The 22291-nt window shown below is 65.0% G+C and carries 21 protein-coding genes; all 21 read right to left on the reverse strand.

All coding sequences use genetic code 11. From position 1 onward, the window contains the following. Positions 1 to 151 precede the first annotated feature (151 nt). The 21 genes from N7I30_RS01260 to flgG all read right to left on the reverse strand — a co-directional run bounded on the left by N7I30_RS01260 (position 152) and on the right by flgG (position 22276). Positions 152 to 646: a chemotaxis protein CheW gene (locus N7I30_RS01260; RefSeq protein WP_009210336.1), complete on the reverse strand. Its 495-nt coding sequence runs from the start codon at positions 644 to 646 to the stop codon at positions 152 to 154. 5 nt (positions 647 to 651) lie between these two features. After that, positions 652 to 2949 carry a chemotaxis protein CheA gene (locus tag N7I30_RS01265; protein WP_498636149.1) on the reverse strand — a complete coding sequence of 766 codons (2298 nt, stop codon included), beginning with the start codon at positions 2947 to 2949 and terminating at the stop codon, positions 652 to 654. A 92-nt stretch (positions 2950 to 3041) separates the two neighbouring features. After that, positions 3042 to 3413 carry a response regulator gene (locus N7I30_RS01270; RefSeq protein WP_009210338.1) on the reverse strand — a complete coding sequence of 124 codons (372 nt, stop codon included), beginning with the start codon at positions 3411 to 3413 and terminating at the stop codon, positions 3042 to 3044. Then, positions 3410 to 3715, reverse strand: coding sequence for an STAS domain-containing protein (locus tag N7I30_RS01275; protein ID WP_024350327.1), 306 nt, complete (start codon positions 3713 to 3715; stop codon positions 3410 to 3412). The genes N7I30_RS01270 and N7I30_RS01275 overlap by 4 nt, the downstream gene beginning before the upstream one ends. After that, positions 3715 to 5646: a methyl-accepting chemotaxis protein gene (locus N7I30_RS01280; RefSeq protein ID WP_228239741.1), complete on the reverse strand. Its 1932-nt coding sequence runs from the start codon at positions 5644 to 5646 to the stop codon at positions 3715 to 3717. The genes N7I30_RS01275 and N7I30_RS01280 overlap by 1 nt, the downstream gene beginning before the upstream one ends. 389 nt (positions 5647 to 6035) lie before the next feature. Next, positions 6036 to 7004, reverse strand: a complete 969-nt coding sequence (locus tag N7I30_RS01285) for a flagellin N-terminal helical domain-containing protein (protein ID WP_188075601.1) — start codon at positions 7002 to 7004, stop codon at positions 6036 to 6038. A 323-nt stretch (positions 7005 to 7327) separates the two neighbouring features. Next, entirely contained in the window at positions 7328 to 8227 is a 900-nt protein-coding gene (locus N7I30_RS01290; RefSeq protein ID WP_009210341.1) for a flagellin N-terminal helical domain-containing protein, read from the reverse strand. A 313-nt stretch (positions 8228 to 8540) separates the two neighbouring features. Continuing rightward, positions 8541 to 9473 (reverse strand): flagellin N-terminal helical domain-containing protein, encoded by a 933-nt coding sequence (locus N7I30_RS01295; protein WP_188075602.1) that lies wholly within the window; start codon positions 9471 to 9473, stop codon positions 8541 to 8543. Between the two features lie 296 nt (positions 9474 to 9769). Continuing rightward, complete coding sequence (locus N7I30_RS01300; protein ID WP_498636153.1) at positions 9770 to 10663, reverse strand: flagellin N-terminal helical domain-containing protein; 894 nt, start codon at positions 10661 to 10663, stop codon at positions 9770 to 9772. Between the two features lie 300 nt (positions 10664 to 10963). After that, a complete protein-coding gene (locus N7I30_RS01305) occupies positions 10964 to 11932 on the reverse strand; it encodes a flagellin N-terminal helical domain-containing protein (RefSeq protein ID WP_498636156.1) in 969 nt (322 codons plus the stop codon). 290 nt (positions 11933 to 12222) lie between these two features. Next, positions 12223 to 13152, reverse strand: a complete 930-nt coding sequence (locus N7I30_RS01310; RefSeq protein ID WP_228239739.1) for a flagellin N-terminal helical domain-containing protein — start codon at positions 13150 to 13152, stop codon at positions 12223 to 12225. Positions 13153 to 13468: 316 nt separating this feature from the next. Next, complete coding sequence (locus tag N7I30_RS01315) at positions 13469 to 14431, reverse strand: flagellin N-terminal helical domain-containing protein (protein ID WP_188075606.1); 963 nt, start codon at positions 14429 to 14431, stop codon at positions 13469 to 13471. A gap of 320 nt (positions 14432 to 14751) precedes the next feature. After that, positions 14752 to 15645: a flagellin N-terminal helical domain-containing protein gene (locus tag N7I30_RS01320; RefSeq protein ID WP_230784672.1), complete on the reverse strand. Its 894-nt coding sequence runs from the start codon at positions 15643 to 15645 to the stop codon at positions 14752 to 14754. 315 nt (positions 15646 to 15960) lie between these two features. Then, positions 15961 to 16932, reverse strand: coding sequence for a flagellin N-terminal helical domain-containing protein (locus tag N7I30_RS01325; RefSeq protein WP_024350318.1), 972 nt, complete (start codon positions 16930 to 16932; stop codon positions 15961 to 15963). A 162-nt stretch (positions 16933 to 17094) separates the two neighbouring features. Continuing rightward, complete coding sequence (fliP, locus tag N7I30_RS01330; RefSeq protein ID WP_024350317.1) at positions 17095 to 17868, reverse strand: flagellar type III secretion system pore protein FliP; 774 nt, start codon at positions 17866 to 17868, stop codon at positions 17095 to 17097. After that, positions 17865 to 18386, reverse strand: coding sequence for a flagellar basal body-associated FliL family protein (locus tag N7I30_RS01335; protein ID WP_024350316.1), 522 nt, complete (start codon positions 18384 to 18386; stop codon positions 17865 to 17867). The genes fliP and N7I30_RS01335 overlap by 4 nt, the downstream gene beginning before the upstream one ends. Positions 18387 to 18502: 116 nt before the next feature. Beyond that, positions 18503 to 19207: a flagellar basal body L-ring protein FlgH gene (flgH, locus tag N7I30_RS01340; protein WP_498636159.1), complete on the reverse strand. Its 705-nt coding sequence runs from the start codon at positions 19205 to 19207 to the stop codon at positions 18503 to 18505. Next, complete coding sequence (locus tag N7I30_RS01345) at positions 19204 to 19809, reverse strand: MotE family protein (RefSeq protein ID WP_024350315.1); 606 nt, start codon at positions 19807 to 19809, stop codon at positions 19204 to 19206. Before N7I30_RS01345 ends, flgH begins: the two co-directional genes overlap by 4 nt. Beyond that, positions 19806 to 20990 carry a flagellar basal body P-ring protein FlgI gene (flgI, locus tag N7I30_RS01350; RefSeq protein WP_230784673.1) on the reverse strand — a complete coding sequence of 395 codons (1185 nt, stop codon included), beginning with the start codon at positions 20988 to 20990 and terminating at the stop codon, positions 19806 to 19808. The genes N7I30_RS01345 and flgI overlap by 4 nt, the downstream gene beginning before the upstream one ends. After that, entirely contained in the window at positions 20987 to 21484 is a 498-nt protein-coding gene (gene flgA, locus N7I30_RS01355; RefSeq protein ID WP_498636161.1) for a flagellar basal body P-ring formation chaperone FlgA, read from the reverse strand. Before flgA ends, flgI begins: the two co-directional genes overlap by 4 nt. Positions 21485 to 21487: 3 nt before the next feature. Next, a complete protein-coding gene (gene flgG, locus N7I30_RS01360; protein WP_024350312.1) occupies positions 21488 to 22276 on the reverse strand; it encodes a flagellar basal-body rod protein FlgG in 789 nt (262 codons plus the stop codon). Positions 22277 to 22291: the final 15 nt, after the last annotated feature.

Consider the following 22291-nt stretch of genomic DNA (forward strand, 5'->3'; position numbering starts at 1 on the left):
CCGCCGCCTGCCTACCGGCTTTTCCTGCTGATGTCCGGCCGCCAAACGCCCCACTCCACTTCGGGCACGGGAACCGGGCATCCCATGCCCGGCTCCATCGCACCATTTCTGTCATCTTGTCTGCTGTTGCGTGCTGTGTCGTGCGCCCAGCTCAGGCCGCGTCGCGCAGCTGCGGCAGCACGTTGTCGGTGGCGATCAGGGAGACCATGCGGCCTTCCAGCGCCATGACGCCGCGCACGAACTGCTTGGCGAACTCCGTCGCCATGTCCGGCGGCGGCTGCAGGGCGTCGTCGGTCACCGTCAGTATATCGGAGACCGCGTCCACCAGCAGGCCGAAGAGCTGCTGCTGCGAACGGGCCACGATGATGACGCTGCGCGCCGTCGGCTGCGTCTTCGGGAAGCCCAGACGGGCCGCCAGGTCGACGATCGGCAGAACCGCGCCGCGCAGGTTGATGACGCCGTTGACGTAGGACGGGGCGTGCGGGATCGGGGTCGCCGGGGTCCAGCCACGGATTTCCCGCACCGACATGATGTCGACGCAGAATTCCTGCTCGCCGATGCGGAAGGCGACGAGCTCGCGGCCATTGCCTTCACCGCGATTGTCGTTCTGGGCGGGCTTGCCGATCTGGTTGTGAGAAGTCGTCATCTATCCTACTCCGCGGCCTGTTGCATGGCGTTGCTGGCGAAGGCGATATCGCCCCGCGATGTCGCGACGACGGTATCGACGTCGAGAATGAGGGCGACACGACCGTCGCCGAGAATGGTGGCCGCGGCGATGCCGGGCACGTTGCCGTAATTGGTCTCGAGGCTCTTGATCACGACCTGGCGCTGCCCCTGGATGGCATCGACGAGAAGCGCCGAACGCAGGCCCTTCTCCGCCTCGACCAGGATCGCGACGCCGCCGGTGGCGTCCGTCGGCTGATCGGTGAAGCCGAGCTCCCGCCCGACATCGACCAGCGGCAGGAAGCTGTCGCGCACCTTCACCAGCCGGGCGTCGCCGCCGAAGCTCTTCACCTCTTCGGGCTTGGGCTGCAGCGTCTCGATGATCGCGGTCAGCGGTACAACCACGGTCTGGTCGCCGACCGAGACGATCATGCCGTCGAGGACGGCCAGCGTCAGCGGCAGGCTCATCGTGAAGATCGAGCCCTTGCCGGGTTCGGAGGTGATCGACACGCGGCCGCCGAGGGCCTGGATCGAACGCTTGACGACATCCATGCCGACGCCGCGGCCCGAAAGCTCCGACACCGAGGAGGCGGTCGAGAAGCCCGGCGCGAAGATCAGATTGTCGATCTCCTCGTTGGTCAGGTTCGCATCGGCCGGGACGAGGCCCTTGCTGACGGCGATCTCCTGGACCTTCGGACGGTTGATGCCGGCGCCGTCATCGGTGATCTCGATGACGATGCGGCCCGAACGGTGCATCGCCGCGACCTTCACCACGCCTTCGGCGGGCTTGCCGGCCGCCAGTCGCACCTCGGGCTTCTCCAGCCCGTGGTCGATGGCATTGCGCAGCATGTGGGTCAGCGGATCGGCGAGGCGCTCGATGACCGTCTTGTCGACTTCGGTCCACTCGCCTTCCGTGACGAGGCGCACCGTCTTGCCGGAAATCTCGGCGACTTCGCGGGCAAGCCGCGGCAGCCGCTGGAAGACCGACTTCACCGGCTGGGCGCGGATCGCCATGACGCTGTCCTGGATGCCGCGGGTGAGCTGCTCGAGCTCGTCGAGACCGACCGCCAGCTCCGAGGTGCGGGCGAGACCCGCCTGATAGGCGCGCTGGGACAGCATGACCTGATGGATGACCAGCTCACCGACGAGGTCGATCAGCCGGTCGACGCGCTCCAGATCGACACGGATGGTCTGGGCGGCCGCAGTCGTCGCCGCGGCCGGCTTGCCGTCGGATTCGGGAGCCGCCTTGGCCTCGGAGGGCATCGCCTTCGGCACGGCGTTGGCGGTCGGAGCCGGTGCTGCTGCGGGAACGCTCGCCGGCTCGGGCGCGGCGGTCGCTGCGGGAGCGGCGGGCGTCTCGTCCTCGGCGACGGGTTCGGCGTCGGGCGCGGCTGCTTCCGGCGCGTCGACGGTCTCCTCGGGAGCCTCCGCCGGCACGTCGCCGCGGATGCGGGCCAGGATCTCGGCCAGATCGGAATCGAAGCCGCCGGCGTCGCCTTCCGGCTTGTCGGCCTCGATCGTCAAGTCGCAATCCCACTCGACGAATTCGAAGATTTCGCGCACGGCCTCTTCGGTCGCGGAGGTGCGCAGCTCGATGTTCCAGGTGAGATAGGCGCTCTCGGGGTCGAGATCCTGCAGCTGCGGCAGCTCGCTGGTGTCGCAGGTTACCTCGGCCTCGCCGAGCTTGCAGAGATCGCGCAGGACGACCGCCGCCTCGTTGGCCTTGGAATAGAGACCTTCATGCGGCTTGAAGGAGATCTGGAAAACCGTCTCGCCGTCATCGTCCGCGTCGTCGCCGCCGCCGAGAAGATCGTCGAGATCCACGGCGATCGGGACGAAGTCGAGATCGCCCATGCCCTGGTTGTCGTCCTCGCCGGCCGCATCCTCGGTCTCGACCGCGCCGCCGCCGACCAGTGCCTTGAGTTCGGCGGCCAGGCCGTCATTGCGGGCCGCGTCGGCCACACCGCCGTCGCGGGCGACGGTGACGAGGTCGGCCAGGGCGTCGCCGGAACGCAGCATCACCTTGATGACCGTGTCCGTCGCTTCCAGCCGGTTGGAGCGCAGCTCGTCGAGCGTTGTCTCGAAGATATGGGCGAAGCGCACCAGATCGTCGAGGCTGAAGGCGCCGGCGCCGCCCTTGATCGAATGGACAGCCCGGAAGACCGCGTTGACCGTATCGGAATCGGCCTCGCCATTCTCGATCGCCAGCAGCCCGGCTTCCAGCTCTGCAAGCTGCTCGGCACATTCCTCGAAGAATGTCTGCCGGATTTCGGCCATCGCGTCCATGTCGCTACCTTCTTGTTCCTGCTCGGACTGCTGTCTGCGTCGCGGTCACTCCGGCCCGCTCGGGCCGCGCGACCGCCGACAGGGCGCTCTGCCTAGGCGGCGACGCGGTTGATCGCGTCGACCAGCTTGACCGGGTCGAACGGCTTGACGATCCAGCCGGTCGCCCCCGCGGTGCGGGCCCGCTGCTTCTTCTCGGCGTCGCTTTCCGTGGTCAGCACCAGGATCGGGATGGCGCGACGCCGGGGATCGACCCGCACTTCCTCAATGAACTGGAAGCCGTCCTTGCGGGGCATGTTGATGTCCGTGATGATGACATCCGGCTCGACTTCCATGCCTTCCAGGACCTCGATCCCGTGGGCACCGTCCTCGGCCTGCACCACGATGAAGCCCTGCGACGACAATGTCGCCCGCAGCATCTCGCGCATGGTGCGCGAGTCGTCGATCGTCAGAACTGTCCTGCTCATGCGAGGCTTCCCTTGTCGCTGATGTGCTCGGGCGAAAGCCCGAGAAGTTCGAGGCCGCTCAAAAAGGCGTCCGAAGGTGTATCGAGGTCGAACGGCGTGTCATCGACCTTCCAGGTCGCGGCTGCCGAGAGCAGGACCTGAACGCACTGGCCGCCGAGCCGGGTGACCTTGGAGGCGTCGACCTTGACCGGTCCGCCGCGCAGGGCCAGGAGCTGTTCCGCCAGTGGTGCGGCTGCCTTGATGTCGAGAACTTCCGGCAGGCCGACGGATGTCGCCTTGCGGGTTGCGGGCTTCCGGGCCATCAGAACTCCTCCCAGCTATCTTCTTGAATCTGCGGCGCGCGGGCAGCACCGCCCGAACCGGTCGTGCGCATCTGCGTCACGCCGCGGGACGGGGCATGGCGCTGCGGCTGCGCGCGGCCTTCGCTGCGGCGCGCACCGGCATTGCCGGCACTGGTGCTGAACTTGGCCATGGCATGGGCCAGTTCGTCGGTCTCGTTGGCCAGCGTCTGGCTGGCCGCGGTGGCTTCCTCGACCATGGCGGCGTTCTGCTGGGTGACCTTGTCCATCTGGTCGGCCGCGCCCGAGACCTCGCGCAGGCTGGTCGCCTGTTCGCGAGCGCTCGACGCGATGGTCGAGATGACTTCCGCCATGGCGCTGACTTCGGTCACGATCTCCTCCAGCGACTTGCCGGACGCCGTGACCAGCTCGACGCCGGTGCCGACCTGCTCGCGGGACGTCGCGATCAGCGTCTTGATCTCCTTGGCGGCTTCCGCCGAGCGCTGGGCGAGGCCCCGCACTTCCTGGGCGACGACCGCAAAGCCCTTGCCCGCCTCGCCGGCCCGTGCCGCCTCGACACCGGCATTCAGGGCGAGGAGGTTGGTCTGGAAGGCAATCTCGTCGATGACGGAAATGATCGAGTTGATCTTCTCCGAGGACTGCTCGATCTGGCCCATGGCCGCGACCGCCTTGCCGACGACCTCGCCGCCCTTCTGCGCCTTTTCGCGGGCACCGGATGCGACCTGCTGCGCCTTGCCGGCGCCCTCGGCGGTCTCGTTGACGGCCTGGGTCACTTCGCCGAGCGCGGCGACGGTTTCCTCGAGGCTCGCCGCCTGCTGCTCGGTGCGATGGGCGAGATCGTTCGACGCGGTGTTGATCTCGCCGAGACCGGTACGGATCGAGGCGATGGACGTCACGACATGGCCGATGGCCTCTTCCAGCGAGGCGACACTGGCGTTGAACTTGGCGCGGATCGGCTCGAATTCCTCGGCCACCTTGTCCTGCATGCGCACGGTCAGGTCACCGGCCGACAGGCGCTCGAAGCCCACCTCGACGACGCCGACAAAGGCCCGCAAATCCTCGGCCTTGGCATTGTCGAGCGCCGCTTGACGCTTCTTGGCCTCGTCCTGGCTGATACGGGCGGCCTCGGCCGTTGCGGCAAGTTCGTCCCGCTCGATCGCGGCCTGCTTGAAGGTCTCGACAGCGCCGGCCATCTCGCCGACCTCGTCCTTGCGCTGCGCGCCAGGGACCGTGATGGTCTTGTCGCCATCGGCGAGCTTGCGCATCACGCCGGTCATCTGGACAATCGGAGTGGCGATCCCGCGGGACAGGGCCCAACCGAGACCGGCGGCAACCAGGATCAGCGCGCCCATGCCGGCCAGAAGAGCGGTCTCGGCGGCGACATTGGCAGCGGCTTCGGCGTTGCTGGCCGCGGCGACGCCGGCCGTCGTCGTCTCGCGGACGCCATCGAGAATGGTCTCGATCGGCTCGATGAACTCGTCGGCCTTGCCCGAATTGAAGAGCGCCAGCGCCTGCGGGTAGGTGAGTTCGTTGCCGGCATTGCGGATCACCGGGTCGGCGATCTCGGTCTGCCATGCCTGCATCGCGGCAGACACCTGCGGCAATTGCGCGGCGATCGGGCTGCCGGCACCGGCGACCTCGCCGAGATATGCGACGTTCTTCTGGAAGGTCGCGTAATGCTCCTTCACCCGGCCCGAGAAATAGGCGTCGCGGGTGATCATGAAGCCGCGCAGCGAGTTTTCCTGGCGGGCCAGCGCGAAGCGCGCGTCAATCGCGGCGTTCGACAGCGCGACCTGGTTGTTCTTGTCCTCGGCGGCCGTCTCGATCTTGACCATCGACTGGAACAGCAGCGCCCCCATGCAGGCGGCGATCACGACGAGGATCGCGAAGGCTGCTGCGATCTTCGTTGATATCTTGAGATTGGCCATTTGCATGAGCGGTTACGTCCTTGGAAAGCAGCGGCGACGGCTCCGGGCTTGCGGAACGACGCCGAGGGGAAATTAGTGGAGGGATGGTTAACGGATTCTTATCGTCGGGCCGTCGAAGCTTGCGTCAGGGATGCGCTGCATCGTCTTTGCAGTCGCCGCACCATTTGGTCTCAAATTGCTTTCATTTGTCTTGCGGACCCGGCCCTGAGGTTGGTTCTCGGAAAATAAAAACAGTAAGATTATCTTGTATTTGCCCCGCGCAAGGTAAGGTTGTCGTACAGTTCGCAGGCCGATCTGTTCCGCCCCCTCCCCTCACCGCCAGCCGGACGCCGGACGCAAAACGGGCCCGGCCTTGCGGCCGGACCCGTTCAGTCCCTTCGGACTGTGCGATCCGATTAACGGAAGAGCGACAGCACCGACTGCGAGGACGAGTTGGCGATGGACAGTGCCTGGACGCCGAGCTGCTGCTGCGTCTGCAGCGCCTTCAGCCGGGTCGATTCCTCGGTCATGTCCGCATCGACCAGCGTGCCGACGCCCTTGTCGATGGAGTTCCGCAGGTTGGAGACGAACTCCGACTGGATATCCATGCGGCTCTTGGAGGCACCGAGATTGGAGGCCGCCGTGGTCATGTCCGAAAGGATCTTGTCGACGACCCGCACCATGGCGTTCACCTGTGCATCCGTTGTGGTGCTGGCCAGGGCAATCACCGTACCCGTGGCCGCAGTCGTTTGACCGACGACGTCGATCAGCCGGTAATTGTCCGGCGTCGCCGTCGGCGTGGCCAGCAGCTGGTCGGCATCGTAGTCCTTGGTCAGGAGACCCAGGGTTTCGTTGTCCGTGCCGATCAGCGTCATGCTGGAGACGTCCAGCCCGATGGTGCCGACCGAGACGTTGCCGCCGGAATCGCGGTTGAACGACGCGACGACGTTCTTGGTGCCGGCTGCGGCCGCGGTCGAGTTCTGCAGCCAGTTCTCGCCCGAGAAGCTGGCCGAGGACGCGATGCTGGAGAGCTGGTTCTTCAGCTCGGTCAGTTCCGAGTTGATCTTGGTCTTGTCGACGCCCGGCTCGAGAGCCGCCAGCAGCTTGGACTTGATCTCGGAGGTGACGTCGATCGCCGCTTCCATGCCCGTATAGGCCACGTCGACCTTCGCCTGGCCGAGGCCGAGGGCGTCTTCGACGGCGCCGAGCGCCTTGTTGTCGGACCGCATCGTGGTCGCGATCGACCAGTAGGCGGCGTTGTCCGACGCCGCACCGACGCGGTAACCGGTCGAGATGCGGTTCTGGGTCTGGTCGAGGCTGCTGTTGATTGCCGACAGGCTCTGCAGAGCCGTCATCGCCGACGTATTGGTGTTGATGGAAGTCATTGTGTTGTCCCGTAACGCGGAATTTCAAACAGGGGACAGTCCGGATCGGCCGGCATAACGAAGCGGCATCATGCCCGTGACCGATGAACTCTTCACCGGTCACCTCGCTATGGGGCCACCATCGGCCGGTATCGACTACCGGCTACTTAAATTCATTGGTTAACGCGTGGGCAGGACCGGCCCGGATCGTGGTCATCCTCAACGAAGGATTAACAAGACCGTTCAAAGACGAGAAATAGGTCGGCAGGCTTCCATGGGCAGACGCGAAAACGGGCCCGGCCTTGCGGCCGGACCCGTCTGTCTCAATGTCGAGGTGTCGTGTCTTAGCGGAAGAGCGACAGCAGCGACTGCGAGGAGGAGTTGGCAATCGACAGCGCCTGCACGCCCAGCTGCTGCTGCGTCTGCAGCGCCTTCAGGCGGGTCGACTCTTCCGTCATGTCCGCGTCGACCAGCGTGCCGACACCCTTCTCGATGGAGTCACGCAGGTTGGAGACGAACTCCGACTGGATATCCATGCGGCTCTTGGCAGCGCCGAGGTTCGAGGCGGCGGTGGTCATCGCACCAAGGGCCTCGTCCACATCCGAGATCATCGTCGAGATGTTCGCGTCGGTGGTGGCACCGGTCAGCGTGAAGGTGGAGACAACCGTGCCACCCGTGCGGCCCGTGTCGAGAATGCCGGCCGCGCCGTTCGAATCGAACAGCTTCGTCTTCGACGTGTCGACGCCGATGGTGCCGACCGAGACGTTGCCGCCGGAATCGCGGTTGAACGACGCGACAACGGACTTCGTCGCCGTGTAGCCCGCGGCACCGCTGTTGACCGACAGCCAGTTCTCACCCGAGAACGACGCCGACGAGGCGATCGAGGTCAGCTGACCCTGCAGTTCCTTGATTTCCGAGTTGATCTTGGTCTTGTCGACACCCGGCTCGCGGGCGGCAACCAGCTTCGACTTGATCTCATCGACGACGTCGATGGCGGCGGTCATGCCGGTATAGGCCGTATCGACCTTCGCCTGGCCGAGGCCGAGGGCGTCCTGAACGGCACCGAGGGCCTTGTTGTCGGACCGCATCGTGGTCGCGATCGACCAGTAGGCGGCGTTGTCCGACGCCGCACCGACGCGGTAGCCGGTGGAGATGCGGTTCTGGGTCTGGTCGAGGCTGCTGTTGATCGCCGACAGGCTCTGCAGAGCGGTCATTGCCGACGTATTGGTGTTGATCGAGGTCATTGTGTTGTCCCGTAACGCGGAATTTCAAACAGGGGACAGTCCGGATCGGCCGGCATAACGAAGCGGCATCATGCCCGTGACCGATGAACTCTCCACCGGTCACCTCGTTATGGGGGCACCATCGGCCGGCATCGGCTACCGGCTACTTAAGCCGGATAGTTAACGTCAGGTCCGGGCCCGGCTTTGCTGCGGCATCCTGAATCAAGCTCTAATGAATCCTTGCGGATTTTCTGCAATACGCGCCCGGATCAACGCAAAAACGGGCCCGGCCTTGCGGCCGGACCCGTCGGTCTCAGTGTCGAAGTGTCGTGTCTTAGCGGAAGAGCGACAGCAGCGACTGCGAGGAGGAGTTGGCGATCGACAGCGCCTGCACGCCCAGCTGCTGCTGCGTCTGCAGGGCCTTCAGGCGGGTCGACTCTTCGGTCATGTCCGCATCGACCAGGGTGCCGACACCCTTCTCGATGGAATCGCGCAGGTTGGAGACGAACTCCGACTGGATATCCATGCGGCTCTTGGAAGCACCGAGGTTCGAACCGGCCGTGGTCATCGACTTCAGGGCCGTATCGACGGCCGAGATCATTCCGGTGAGGACCGTGTCGTCGACATCGGCCAGGGTGATGTCGAGGGTGGACACCGTGTAGGTGACGTTCACCGGCGTTCCAGCGCCGTTGGCCGTGGTGGTCTCCTTGTCGAGGATTCCATCGCCCGTTCCGACTGCCGCGACGTCGCGGAACAGCTTCACCGACGAGACGTCGATGTCGATCGTGCCGACGGACACCGTGCCGGCGGCCGAGCGGTTGAAGGACGCGACGACGCTCTTCGAGCCGGTGCCGCCATCGAACTTCAGCCAGTTCTCACCGGAGAAGGAGGCCGAGGTGGCGATCGAGCCGAGCTGGCCCTGAAGCTCCTTGAGCTCGGACTGGATCTTCGCCTTGTCGACGCCGGGTTCCTTGGCGGCGACGAGCTTGGCCTTCATTTCGTCGACGACGTCGATCGCGGCCTTCATGCCGGTATAGGCCGTGTCGACCTTCGCCTGGCCGAGGCCAAGCGCGTCTTCGACGGCGCCGAGGGCCTTGTTGTCCGAGCGCATCGTGGTCGCGATCGACCAGTAGGCGGCGTTGTCCGACGCTGCGCCGACGCGATAGCCGGTGGAGATGCGGTTCTGGGTCTGGTCGAGGCTGCTGTTGATCGCCGAGAGGCTCTGCAGCGCCGTCATCGCCGACGTATTGGTGTTGATGGAGGTCATGTTGGTGTCCCGTAACGCGGAATTTCAAACAGGGGACAGTCCGGATCGGCCGGTATAACGAAGCGGCATCATGCCCGTGACCGATGATCTGCTCGCCGGTCACCTCGTTATGAGGGCACCATCGTCCGGCATCAGCTACCGGCTACTTAAAGTTGTTGGTTAACGACTTCAGCAGAGACCGCTTCGTGCGCCATACTGAATGAATTCCTAAAGGGGCGCCATATGCCCTCCCTCACGCGAAAACGGGCCCGGCCTTGCGGCCGAACCCGTCTGTCTCAATGTCGAGTTGTCGTGTCTTAACGGAAGAGCGACAGCAGCGACTGCGAGGAAGAGTTGGCGATCGACAGCGCCTGCACGCCCAGCTGCTGCTGCGTCTGCAGCGCCTTCAGGCGGGTCGACTCTTCGGTCATGTCCGCATCCACCAGCGTGCCGACGCCCTTCTCGATGGAATCGCGCAGGTTGGAGACGAACTCCGACTGGATGTCCATGCGGCTCTTGGCGGCACCGAGGTTCGAGGCAGCCGTCGTCATCAGGCCAATCGCTTCGTCGACGTCCGAGATCATCGTCGAGATGTCCGCGTCGCTGGTCGCGCCGGTCAGCGCCAGCGTCGACACGACGGTGGTGCCGGTGCGTGCGCCGTCCAGGATGCCGTCGGCATTGTCGGTGTCGAACAGCTTCGTCTTGGTGGTGTCGACGCCGATGGTACCGACCGACACCGTGCCGTCAGCCGCGCGGTTGAACGAGGCGACGACATTCTTGGTGCCGGCGGTGATGCCCGTGCCGATCGACAGCCAGTTCTCGCCCGAGAAGGAGGCCGAGGACGCGATCGAGGTTAGCTGACCCTGCAGTTCCTTGATTTCGGACTGGATCTTGGTCTTGTCGACACCCGGCTCGCGCGCGGCAACCAGCTTGGTCTTGATCTCGTCGACGACGTCGATGGCGGCGGTCATGCCGGTATAGGCCGTGTCGACCTTGGCCTGGCCGAGACCGAGGGCGTCTTCGACGGCGCCGAGCGCCTTGTTGTCGGAGCGCATGGTCGTGGCGATCGACCAGTAGGCGGCGTTGTCCGACGCCGCACCGACGCGGTAACCGGTTGAGATGCGGTTCTGGGTCTCGTCGAGGCTGTTGTTGATCGCCGACAGGCTCTGCAGAGCCGTCATTGCCGAAGTATTGGTATTGATCGAGGTCATTGTGTTGTCCCGTAACGCGGAATTTCAAACAGGGGACAGTCCGGGCCGGCCGGTATAACGAAGCGGCATCATGCCCGTGACCGGCGTTCCCTACGCCCGTCACCTCGCTATGACGCTACTTTGCGCCGCCGCCACCTACCCACTACTTAAATTTGATAGTTAACGACATGCTCCGAACTTCGCTTCAAAGTTCATCCTGAATCAAATGCTAAGAGGTGGACCAACCGCCCTGCCCCGAACGCAAAAACGGGCCCGGCCTTGCGGCCGGACCCGTTCGCTTCAGAATGGCTGCGTTCCGGATTAGCGGAACAGGGACATCAGCGACTGCGAGGACGAGTTGGCGATCGACAGGGCCTGGACGCCGAGCTGCTGCTGGGTCTGCAGAGCCTTCAGGCGGGTCGATTCCTCGGTCATGTCCGCATCGACCAGCGTGCCGACACCCTTCTCGATGGAATCGCGCAGGTTGGACACGAACTCCGACTGGATATCCATGCGGCTCTGGGCGGCACCGAGATTGGACGCGGCGGTGGTCATGCTCTTCAGCGCCGTGTCGACATTCGAGATCATCGCGTCGATGACGGTCTCGACGGTCTCGGCGGTCGTGTAGGCGCCATCGACCGCGGCCTGATCGAGCACCGCAGTGCTGATGTCGATGTCCATGACGTTGCCGGCGATCTGCGTGGCATCGTCACCGATCAGCGCGTCCTTGTTGAGGATGCCGTCATCGGCCGGGGTGCCGGCACCGTCGGTACCGATGAGCTTCACCGCCGATGCGTCGATGGCGATCGTCCCGACCGAGACGGCGCCGGCACTGCTGCGGTTGAACGAGGCGACGACGTTCTTGGTGACTGCCGCACCGTCGAAATTCAGCCAGTTCTCACCGGAGAACGAGGCCGATTCGGAGATCGACGTCAGCTGGTTCTTCAGTTCGGCGATCTCGGACTGGATCTTGTTGCGATCGACACCCGGCTCGCGCGCGGCAACCAGCTTGGTCTTGATCTCGTCGACAACGTCGATGGCGGCCTTCATGCCGGTATAGGCCGTGTCGACCTTCGCCTGGCCGAGGCCGAGCGCGTCTTCGACGGCGCCGAGCGCCTTGTTGTCCGAACGCATCGTGGTGGCGATCGACCAGTAGGCGGCATTGTCCGACGCCGCACCAACGCGGAAGCCGGTCGAGATGCGGTTCTGCGTCTCGTCGAGATTGCTGTTGATCATCGACAGGCTCTGGAGAGCCGTCATTGCCGACACGTTGGTATTGATCGAGGTCATGATGTGTCCCGTAACGCGGAAAAATGAACAGGGGGACAGTCCGGGTTGGCCGGCATAACGAAACGGCATCATGCCTGTGGCCGGAACTCTGGCAGACCACTTCGCTATACGCTCAGGCTGTCAGCTTATCGCTACGTTTCGCTTAAGTAGAATGGTTAACGCTTTACTTCGGGGAGCTTCCTGCTACCGCATGGGGAGATGGACAACGTCACGCAGGCGTCTTCCCGAACGCAAAAACGGGCCCGGCCTTGCGGCCGGACCCGTCTGTCTCAGTGTCGAAGTGGCTGCTCTTAGCGGAAGAGCGACAGCAGCGACTGCGAGGAGGAGTTGGCGATGGACAGCGCCTGGACGCCCAGCTGCTGCTGCGTCTGCAGCGCCTTCAGGCGGGTCGACTCTTCGGTCATGTCCGCATCCACCAGCGTACCGACGCCCTTCTCGATGGAGTCACGCAGGTTGGAGACGAACTCCGACTGGATGTCCATGCGGCTCTTGGCGGCACCGAGGTTCGAGGCACCGGTGGTCATCGACTGGATGGCACCGTCGACGGCCGAGATCATCTCGCTGATGTCGGTGTCGTCGATGTTCGCCGCGGTGATGTCGAGCGTGCTCACCGATACGGTGACAGCGCCGGCGCCCGTGGTGGTGAAGGCGGTGTTCAGGATGCCGTTGTTGGCACCGCCGGCGCCGACCGTGTCGTCACCGAACAGCTTCGTACCGCCGATGACGATGTCGATCGTGCCGACGGACACGGCACCGGCCGCGCTGCGGTTGAAGGACGCCACGACGCTCTTCGAGGTACCTGCGGCACCGTCGAAGGACAGCCAGTTCTCGCCGGAGAAGGAGGCCGAGGTGGCGATCGAGCTCAACTGACCCTGCAGTTCCTTGAGTTCCGCCTGGATCTTCGACTTGTCGACGCCCGGCTCGCGGGCTGCGACGAGCTTCGACTTCATCTCATCGACGACGTCGATGGCGGCCTTCATGCCGGTGTAGGCGGTGTCGACCTTCGCCTGGCCGAGGCCGAGGGCGTCCTCGACGGCGCCGAGCGCCTTGTTGTCCGAACGCATCGTGGTGGCGATCGACCAGTAGGCGGCATTGTCCGACGCCGCACCAACGCGGAAGCCGGTCGAGATGCGGTTCTGGGTCTCGTCGAGATTGCTGTTGATCATCGACAGGCTCTGGAGAGCCGTCATTGCCGACACGTTGGTATTGATCGAGGTCATGTTGGTGTCCCGTAACGCGGAAAATGAACAGGGGGGACAGTCCGGGCTGGCCGGGATAGCGAAACGGCTTCATGCCCGTGGCCCAATCGGCCACCTCGCTATGCCCGCAACATGCCAGCGGCTGGCTACCAAGCGCCTAAAAAAGGTGGTTAACATATTCTTTTTCAAAACGAATTTGAAATCGTAGCGGGTTGCAACCATCCTTCCGCCGATAGCTGTCATCCCGACCGGCCCCGCCGGCCGCCCATCTGCGCATGCAAAAACGGGCCCGGCCTTGCGGCCGGACCCGTCGGTCTCAGTGTCGAAGTGTCGTGTCTTAGCGGAAGAGCGACAGCAGCGACTGCGAGGAGGAGTTGGCGATCGACAGCGCCTGGACGCCCAGCTGCTGCTGCGTCTGCAGCGCCTTCAGGCGGGTCGACTCTTCGGTCATGTCCGCATCGACCAACGTGCCGACGCCCTTCTCGATGGAATCGCGCAGGTTGGAGACGAACTCCGACTGGATATCCATGCGGCTCTTGGCGGCACCAAGGTTCGAAGCGGCCGTCGTCATCCGCTGCAGGGCATCGTCGACACCGCTGATGTAGGAGTTCAGCGTCGTCACGTCGGCGGCAGCGTCCGTCAGGGCCGAGATGTCAAGGGTCGAGACCTTGAAGCCGCCGGCTGTCGTCTGATCGGCTTGGTAGACACCGGTCGCCGACGAGTACACGCCATCGAGGATGCCCGTACCCGCGGTAGCAGCATCCGTCGCGGCGTCGAACAGCTTGGTCTTCGAGGTGTCGATCTCGATCGTGCCGACCGAGACGGCGCCCGCGCTGTCACGGTTGAAGGACGCGACGACCGACTTGGTGGCGTTGGCCGGTGCCGTGGAATCGACCGACAGCCAGTTCTCGCCCGAGAAGGAGGCCGAGGTCGAGATCGAGGTCAGCTGTCCCTGCAGTTCCTTGATTTCAGCCTGGATCTTCGCCTTGTCGACGCCCGGCTCGCGGGCCGCGACCAGCTTCGCCTTCATCTCATCGACGACGTCGATGGCGGCCTTCATGCCGGTGTAAGCGGTGTCGACCTTCGCCTGGCCAAGGCCGAGGGCGTCCTCGACGGCGCCGAGCGCCTTGTTGTCCGAGCGCATCGTGGTGGCGATCGACCAATAGGCGGCGTTGTCGGAGGCGGCACCGACCCGGAAGCCGGTCGAGATGCGGTTCTGGGTCTCGTCGAGATTGCTGTTGATCATCGAGAGGCTCTGGAGAGCCGTCATCGCCGACGTATTGGTGTTGATCGAGGTCATGATGGTGTCCCGTAACGCGGAAAAATGAACAGGGGGACAGTCCGGATCGGCCGGCATAACGAAACGGCATCATGCCCGTGACCAAGAACAAATGGCCACCTCGCTATTCCGTCACCATGCCAGCCGCACGCTACCAAGCCGCTAAGGAAGGTGGTTAACGCTTTCTGTTTCCTGCGAAATCCGACTGCACGCCTGGCTGGGCCGCGTCGCATCGAGAGACGGCAGCTTCCCTGCCTGCCCGAAGGACGCTCCCTCGCCAATGTAAAACGGGCCCGGCCTTGCGGCCGGACCCGTCTGTCTCAGTAGTGGTGGGTGATGTCTTAGCGGAAGAGCGCCAGCAGCGATTCCGAGGAGGAATTGGCGATGGACAGGGCCTGGACGCCGAGCTGCTGCTGCGTCTGCAGCGCCTTCAGGCGGGTCGACTCCTCGGTCATGTCCGCATCGACCAGCGTGCCGACGCCCTTCTCGATGGAGTCGCGCAGGGTCGAGACGAATTCCGACTGGATGTCGACGCGGTTCTTGGCGGCGCCGAGGTTCGAGGCGGCCGTCGTCATGGCCTGCAGCGCCTCGTCCACGTCCGAAATCATGTCGGACACCTGAGCATCCGTCGTCGCAGCGGTGATCGTGAAGGTGGAGACGACGGTGCCGTTGGTGCGTCCCACGTCCAGAATGCCATCGGTGTTGTCAGTATCGAACAGCTTGGTCTTGGTGGTGTCGACGCCAATGGTGCTGACCGAAACCGAGGCGTCGGCCGCGCGGTTGAACGAGGAGACGATCGTCTTGGTGCCGGCCACGATGCCGGTGCCGATCGACAGCCAGTTCTCGCCCGAGAAGGAGGCCGAGGTCGCGATCGAGGTGAGCTGGCCCTGCAACTCGGTGATTTCCGCCTGGATCTTGGTCTTGTCGACGCCCGGCTCGCGGGCCGCGACCAGCTTCGCCTTGATCTCGTCGACCACGTCGATGGCGGCCTTCATGCCGGTATAGGCGGTGTCCAGCTTGGCCTGGCCGAGGCCGAGCGCGTCCTCGACGGCGCCGAGCGCCTTGTTGTCCGAGCGCATCGTGGTGGCGATCGACCAGTAGGCGGCGTTGTCGGACGCCGCGTTGACGCGGTAGCCGGTCGAGATGCGGCTCTGCGTCTCGTTGAGGTTGCTGTTGATCATCGACAGGCTCTGGAGAGCCGTCATTGCCGACACATTGGTGTTGATCGAGGTCATGATGATGTCCCGTAACGCGGAAAACTGAATGGGGGGACAGTCCGGGTTGGCCGGCATAGCGAGACGGCATCATGCCCTACGTTCCCGACCTGCAAGGTGGAACGCATCGCTATGGGGACGACTATCGCGGCAGGCTCCTTCCGAGGCGTTAACGGTAACGCCCCGTTGTCTTTCATGGTTAACGGATGCTTTCAGGCCGCCTCCCCTCGCCGCCCGGATGCACGGTCCTCCAGAACGCAAAAAGCCGCCCCGGGGGGCGGCTTTCGTTCGTCATGCCGGCGTCCCGCGAGGGGCGCCGCTGGCGTCTCGCGTCGATCAGTTCTGGAAGAGCTGCAGGATCGCCTGGCTCGAGGAATTGGCGATCGACAGCGCCTGGACGCCGAGCTGCTGCTGCGTCTGCAGCGCCTTCAGCCGGGTCGATTCCTCGGTCATGTCCGCATCCACCAGCGCGCCGATGCCCGACGATATGGAGTCGGTCAGGCTGGAGACGAAGTTCTGCTGCAGCTCGATGCGTGACTTGGCCGCGCCGAGATTGGCGGCGACATTGGTCATGTCGGTCAGAATCTTGTCCACGACGCGAACCATGGCGTTCACTTCGGCCGGGGTCGTCGCGCTATCGAGTTCGATCACCGTACCGGCCGCGGCCGTGGTCTCGCCCGGCACGTCGATCAGCCGGTAGTTCACGGGAGTGCCGGTTGGCGTGGCGAGCAGCGCGTCGGAATCATAGGTCTTGGTCAGAACGCCGGTGGTCTCGTTATCCGTTCCGATCAGGGTCATCGCCGACACGTCGACGGTGATCGTGCCGATCGAGACCGAGCCGGTGGAGTCGCGGTTGAAGGAGGCGACGATGTCCTTGGAGCCGGCGGCCGCCGCGGCGTCGTTCTGCAGCCAGTTCTCGCCGGAGAACGAGGCGGAGGACGCGATGCTCTGCAGCTGCTTCTTCAGCTCGCTGATTTCCGACTGGATCTTGGTCTTGTCGACACCCGGCTCGCTGGCCGCGACCAGCTTGGCCTTGATCTCGTCGACCACGTCGATGGCGCTTTCCAGCGCGGTATAGGCGATGTCGACCTTGGCAGCGCCGAGACCCAGCGAATCCTCGACTGCCGACAGGGCCTTGTTGTCCGAGCGCATGGTCGTGGCGATCGACCAATAGGCGGCATTGTCCTTGGCTTCGGCGACACGGTAGCCCGTCGAGATGCGGTTCTGGGTCGCATCCATCGACCGGTTGGTCGCCTGCAGCGTCTGCAAGGCCGCCATGGCCGCGATATTGGTATTGATGCTGGTCATGACACTCTACCCTCGGTGCTAACTTCGCCCGCATTCCGCTAAGGCGACGCACGGAGGCCCGCCTGCGCTCGCCCCCATTGGTCGTGAAGGTAGTTTGTTAACCTTAATGGGGAGTTAAGGCTGACGACGCGGCAGGCGGAACGCGCCCGTAAAATCGCGTCGTCAGAAGAAGGATCGGACCAGTGAGCCGACCAGCATGTTCCAGCCGTCGATCAGGATGAAGAACAGGATCTTGAACGGCAGCGAGATGATCGTCGGCGGCAGCATCATCATGCCCATCGACATGGTCAGCGTGGCGACGATCATGTCGATCACCAGGAACGGCAGCACGATGAGGAAGCCGATCTCGAAGCCGCGGCGCAGCTCGGAGATCATGAAGGCCGGGATCAGCTCCCGCAGATCGACGTCGCGCTCGTCGGCGGCGCCCTGCTCTTCCGGCTCGACCCGCTCGCGGCTGGTGGCCGCCGCGATGTCACCGAACAAGGTCAGGTCTTCCGGCCGCACCTGCGTCAGCATGAAGTCCTTGAACGGCTCGCTGATCCGGTAGAACGCCTCCTCCTCGGTGATCTCGTTGTTCAGCAGCGGCTGCAGGCCATCGTTCCAGGCCCGGTCGAAGGTGGGCGCCATGACGAAGAAGGTCATGAACAAGGACAGCGAGATCAGGATCAGGTTGGCCGGCGTCGTCTGCAGGCCGAGACCGGTGCGCAGGATCGACAGCGCGATGACGATGCGCGTGAAGGACGTGACCATGACCAGGAGGCCCGGCGCGATCGACAGGATGGTGACGATGCCGAAGAGCTGGACGATGCGGCCGGAGGCGGTCGAGTCGCCGGCCGGCAGGAGGCTGGCGAGATCGGGCAGTCCCGAGGTCTGGGCGGTCTGTGCGAGCGCCGGTCCGGCAAACAGCAGCGCCGCCAGAAAGAGGAGCGTTCTCATTCGGCGATCATCGTCTGGATGAGGTAGTCGACAACGGCGGGCGAGCGCAGCTTGGCGCGCTGGCGCAGATCCTCGCGCAGGTGCATCAGGCCGCGGGTGCCCTCGACCTGGGACAATTGCACCGAGCGCAGGAAGGCCAGCGTGTCAGCCTCGATCTGGGCGGCCAGCACCTCGGGATCGGCCGAGCCGTCGTCGCGATAGACCAGGGCCGCCTCGACGCGAAGCCAGGTCTGGGGCGGCGAATAGATGTTGGTGAGGACCGGCTTGAGCGGCATCAGCTTGAGCGGCAGCTTGTCCGCGCTCTCGGCCAGATCGCCGGCCTCGATGTCGACGATCTCGGCGCCGGGCGCCTCGGCCGGCGCCGTCGTGGCCGCTGCGGGCTCCGGCGAAGCGAGCATCATGCCCAGCACCGCGCCGCCGCCGCCGCCCACGAGCGTCAGTATCGCCACTGCGATCGCCGTGGGGATCAGACCCCCTGCCTTTTCGGTCTCTTCGTCCGATGCGCCAATGCTGGCCATGCGCCGAACCCTTCCGCTGTTTCGTCGATGGACGGACCCTCATGGTCCAGCCCTGCCCGACGATCGAGCGTTAACGGTTCAGCCTGACGCGAGACTTGCCTTGACGGCAGCGTCCCCTACTGGATGGCGACGGCGTCGTAGATCTGCTGTCCCCAGCCGGGCTGCTGGACGTCGGTGATCCGGCCGCGGCCGCCATAGGAAATCCGCGCCTCGGCGATCTTGTCGTAGTTGATCGTGTTGTCCGGCAGGATGTCGCGCGGCCGGATGATGCCGGCGATCGACAACACGCGCACCTCGAAATTGACCCGCACTTCCTGCTGACCCGAGATGAACAGATTGCCGTTCGGCAGCTTCTGGCCGACGACCGCGGCGACCGACAGGTCGATGTCCTCGGAGCGCTTGATCTTGCCCTTGCCGGTCATGTCGGAGCTGTTGTCCGAGCCGAGCTGGGCGCCCACCGTCGGCAGCGTGTACTGGCCGAGATTGCCGGCCAGATCGAGGCCGGCGGCGATGCCGGACTTGCGCGAGCGTTCGGAATTGTTGTCGATCGAGGCCTGGTCGCGGATGCGGATCTTGACGGTGACGATGTCACCCTCGCTCAGGGCCCGCGGGTCCTGGTAGAAATCGGCCCGGGCATCGGACCACAGCGAGTGCGACGTATGCGGCTTGCTGGCCGGGAACGACGCCGGCTGGGCGATGATCGGCGGATATTCGTAGAGCCCTGCGCCGACCGGCGAGAGCGACGGCTCGCGCAGCGCGTCGTTGCCGGCTGTCGAACAGCCGGCCAGTGCCGCGAGGGCGAGAAGGATCAAGGGCTTCACGTGCGCTTCTCCGCAACCTGCTCGGCGCCCTGCGTGCTGCCGGCCGACGTCTTGGCGACGATGAGCGAGGCGATCTCTGCGGCCACCTTCGGCTCCATCTCGCTGAGGATGTCGCTCGCCAGGCGCGATTTCAGGCGCACCAGCACCGACGCGGCATCGCTGCGCGAGACGATCGCAAGCTGCGACGCGGCGGCGACGGAATCCATGTTGGTGTAGATGTCGACGACGATCTTGGAGGCGTCGTCGAGGAAGCGCTGACGCTCGGCGAGCCAGGCGTTGTAGTCCTCACGCTTCGCCTGCAATTCGTCGATCTGCTCGGAGACCGCCGCTTCCAGTTCGGTCAGCTGCTTCTGCTCGAGGGCATAGCGCGCGTCCTGGGCCTTGTCGGCGATGCTCAGGCAATAAGCCTCGACTTCCGTCGAAGGCTTGGGCGGCGTGATCACCTCCCCCTTCGGCCCGACGACCCGCACTTCCTGCGGCGGCAGTTCGTCCGGCTGCACCGGCTTCTTGGCTTCGACCGCATGGGCGGTACCCGCGGCAAGGGAGACGGTCAGGAACAGGGCGAGGCACCGCCAGCGGGGATGGAAAGCCTGGATCATCATTGTACCACGAGTTCGGCCTGAAGGGCGCCGGCCGTCTTGATCGCCTGGAGGATCGCGATGATCCCGGTCGGCTTGAGTCCGATGCGGTTGAGGCCGCGGACAACTGTTTCGAGATCGGCGCCGCCGACGAAGGCGAAATTGCCCCCATCCTCGCGAGCGTCGATGATGGTCTCCGACGTGACGACCGTCTGGCCGTCCGAGAGCGGGGCCGGCTGCGACACCGACGGCATCTCGCTGATCCGCACCGTCAGATTGCCGTGGGTGACGGCGACGAGGGAGATCTGCACGTCCTTGCCGATGATGACGGTGCCGGTGCGCTCGTCGATCACCACGCGTGCCGGCTGGTCCGGTGCGATCCGCAATTCGCCGATCTCTGCGATGAAGCGCGTGCTGGAGACCTCGGACGGGCGCTTGAGATGCACCGTGCGGAAATCCTCCTCGCGGGCCACCGGCTGGCCCCAGCGGCTGCGGGCATAATCGTTGATCACGTCGACGACGCGGATCGAGGTGCGAAAATCGGGATTGCGCAGCTCGATCGCCAGCTTGCCGTCGTCGTTGAAGCCACCGGGCACCTCACGTTCGACCAGCGCGCCATTGGGCACGCGGCCGGTGGTCGGCACGCCCTGGGTCAGCTTCTCGCTGTCGCCTTCCGAAGCGAAGCCGCTGACAGCGAGCGAGCCCTGTGCGACGGCATAAATCTCGCCGTCGGCGCCGTAGAGCGGGGTCATCACCAGCGTGCCGCCCATCAGCGAGGTGGCGTCGCCGAGCGAGGACACGGTCACGTCGATGCGCGAGCCGGTGCCGATAAACGCCGGCAGCTCGCTGGTCACGGTGACGGCGGCGACGTTCTTGCTGCGCGAGTTCTGCGAGCGGATGTTGACGCCCATGCGGTCGAGCATCGACTGCATCGACTGTTCGGTGAAGGGCGAGTTGCGCATGGAGTCGCCGGTGCCCTGCAGGCCGATGACGAGACCGTAGCCGACGAGCTGGTTGGGGCGCACGCCGCGGATGTCGACGATGTCCTTGATGCGCACGCTGCCGCGGGCGCTCGCCGCATCGCCGATGACCGGCGCCGGCAGCGACGGCACACCGCCGCCCGAGCCCGGATAATCGGCCGCCAGGCTGCTGTTCACCAATGCGGCAACCAGGCCGGCAACGAGGATCAGACGCTTGCGGATCATCCCGATATCCTGATGCTTCCGTCCGCCGACACGATGCCGGAGACGATGATGCCGCTGTCGGTATTGCGGACGCGTATGGTCTCGCCGGCGCCGGCGGAGCGCAGCGCGGTGCCCTGGCCGGTGATGACGAGGCCCGCCTCGCTGTAGACGAGGGTGACGGCGGCTCCGGCGCGCACCAGGTCCGGCTCCTTCAGGTCGGACAGGCGGATCGCCTTGCCCGGCAGAAGGGTGCGGCGGGCGACCCGGCCGATCAGCGCGCTGTCATCGACGGCATAGAGCCCGATCTTGTCGTCCTTGACGTAGAAGGCCTTGTGGTTGAGCCCCGGCGCGGTGACGCTCTGGCCGGGATAGATGACCGTCGTCGGCACCGGCAGTTCGAGTTCGGCCGCCAGGGCCCGAACCGGAACCGACAGGATGACGAGGGCCGCGAGCGCCAGCGCCACGGCGTAGAGTACGGCCATGACCCGGCCGGGATCGCGCGTACCGCCGCCCATGATTCAGCGAATCCCCTTCGAGACGACGCTCGCCATCTCGTCGGCTGCCGAGATCACCTTGGAGTTCATCTCATAGGCGCGCTGGGCCGAGATCAGCTCGGAGATTTCCTTCACCGGATCGACGTTGGAATCTTCCAGATAGCCCTGCTGGATGGTGGCGTAGCCCTCGTCGCCCGGCACTCCGGCCGTCGGGGCACCCGAAGCGATGGTCTCGCGGAACAGATTGCCGCCCTGCGCGGCAAGGCCGGCATTGTTGGCGAAGGTGGCGAGGGTCAGCTGGCCGAGCTCTTCCAGATCGGCGGCACCGCCGACGCGGGCGAAGACCTGGCCGCTCTCGTTGACGATGACCTCGCTGGTGTTGGCCGGCACGGTGATCGCCGGATCGACCAGCAGGCCGTCGAGGGTCACGAGCTGGCCGTCGCCATTGGTGTTGAAGGCACCGTCGCGGGTGTAGAGGATCTCGCCGCCCGGACCCTGGACCTGGAACCAGCCTTCACCGTTCAGGGCGAGATCAAGCTTGTTGCCGGTCTGGTTGAGCGTGCCCTGGATATGAAGGTTGCGGATGGCCGCGAGCCGCGTACCGAGGCCGAGCTGGGCACCCTCGGGCACCACGCCCTGACCGCCGCGGGCCGCGACGCCCTGGGCGCGCTCGACCTGGTAGAGCAGATCGGTGAACTCGGCACGGGCCCGCTTGAAGCCGGTCGTGTTGATGTTCGCGATGTTGTTGGCAATGACCTCGACATTGGTCTGCTGCGCATTCATGCCGGTCGCGGCGATCGCAAGGGCTCGCATCGGATGCTTCCTTTA

Origin of the sequence: Aurantimonas litoralis (assembly GCF_026153195.1) — a bacterium.
Classification (GTDB): Bacteria; Pseudomonadota; Alphaproteobacteria; order Rhizobiales; family Rhizobiaceae; genus Aurantimonas; species Aurantimonas coralicida.

Coding starts and splice junctions, on each gene's coding strand:
- N7I30_RS01290 (WP_009210341.1), bottom strand. CDS start 8,227: ATGACCTCGATCAACACCAATACGTCGGCAATGACCGCTCTGCAGAGC.
- flgA (WP_498636161.1), bottom strand. CDS start 21,484: ATGGGCGGCGGTACGCGCGATCCCGGCCGGGTCATGGCCGTACTCTAC.
- N7I30_RS01275 (WP_024350327.1), bottom strand. CDS start 3,715: ATGGCCCGGAAGCCCGCAACCCGCAAGGCGACATCCGTCGGCCTGCCG.
- N7I30_RS01300 (WP_498636153.1), bottom strand. CDS start 10,663: ATGACCTCGATCAATACCAATACTTCGGCAATGACGGCTCTGCAGAGC.
- N7I30_RS01345 (WP_024350315.1), bottom strand. CDS start 19,809: ATGATGATCCAGGCTTTCCATCCCCGCTGGCGGTGCCTCGCCCTGTTC.
- N7I30_RS01260 (WP_009210336.1), bottom strand. CDS start 646: ATGACGACTTCTCACAACCAGATCGGCAAGCCCGCCCAGAACGACAAT.
- N7I30_RS01320 (WP_230784672.1), bottom strand. CDS start 15,645: ATGACCTCGATCAACACCAATGTGTCGGCAATGACGGCTCTCCAGAGC.
- N7I30_RS01305 (WP_498636156.1), bottom strand. CDS start 11,932: ATGACCTCGATCAATACCAACGTGTCGGCAATGACGGCTCTCCAGAGC.
- N7I30_RS01270 (WP_009210338.1), bottom strand. CDS start 3,413: ATGAGCAGGACAGTTCTGACGATCGACGACTCGCGCACCATGCGCGAG.
- flgG (WP_024350312.1), bottom strand. CDS start 22,276: ATGCGAGCCCTTGCGATCGCCGCGACCGGCATGAATGCGCAGCAGACC.
- flgI (WP_230784673.1), bottom strand. CDS start 20,990: ATGATCCGCAAGCGTCTGATCCTCGTTGCCGGCCTGGTTGCCGCATTG.
- N7I30_RS01325 (WP_024350318.1), bottom strand. CDS start 16,932: ATGACCAGCATCAATACCAATATCGCGGCCATGGCGGCCTTGCAGACG.
- N7I30_RS01285 (WP_188075601.1), bottom strand. CDS start 7,004: ATGACTTCCATCAACACCAATACGTCGGCGATGACGGCTCTGCAGAGC.
- N7I30_RS01265 (WP_498636149.1), bottom strand. CDS start 2,949: ATGGACGCGATGGCCGAAATCCGGCAGACATTCTTCGAGGAATGTGCC.
- N7I30_RS01280 (WP_228239741.1), bottom strand. CDS start 5,646: ATGCAAATGGCCAATCTCAAGATATCAACGAAGATCGCAGCAGCCTTC.
- N7I30_RS01315 (WP_188075606.1), bottom strand. CDS start 14,431: ATGACCTCGATCAACACCAATACGTCGGCGATGACGGCTCTCCAGAGC.
- N7I30_RS01295 (WP_188075602.1), bottom strand. CDS start 9,473: ATGACCTCCATCAACACCAATACGTCGGCGATGACGGCGCTGCAGAGC.
- N7I30_RS01310 (WP_228239739.1), bottom strand. CDS start 13,152: ATGACCTCGATCAATACCAACGTGTCGGCAATGACGGCTCTCCAGAGC.
- N7I30_RS01335 (WP_024350316.1), bottom strand. CDS start 18,386: ATGGCCAGCATTGGCGCATCGGACGAAGAGACCGAAAAGGCAGGGGGT.
- fliP (WP_024350317.1), bottom strand. CDS start 17,868: ATGAGAACGCTCCTCTTTCTGGCGGCGCTGCTGTTTGCCGGACCGGCG.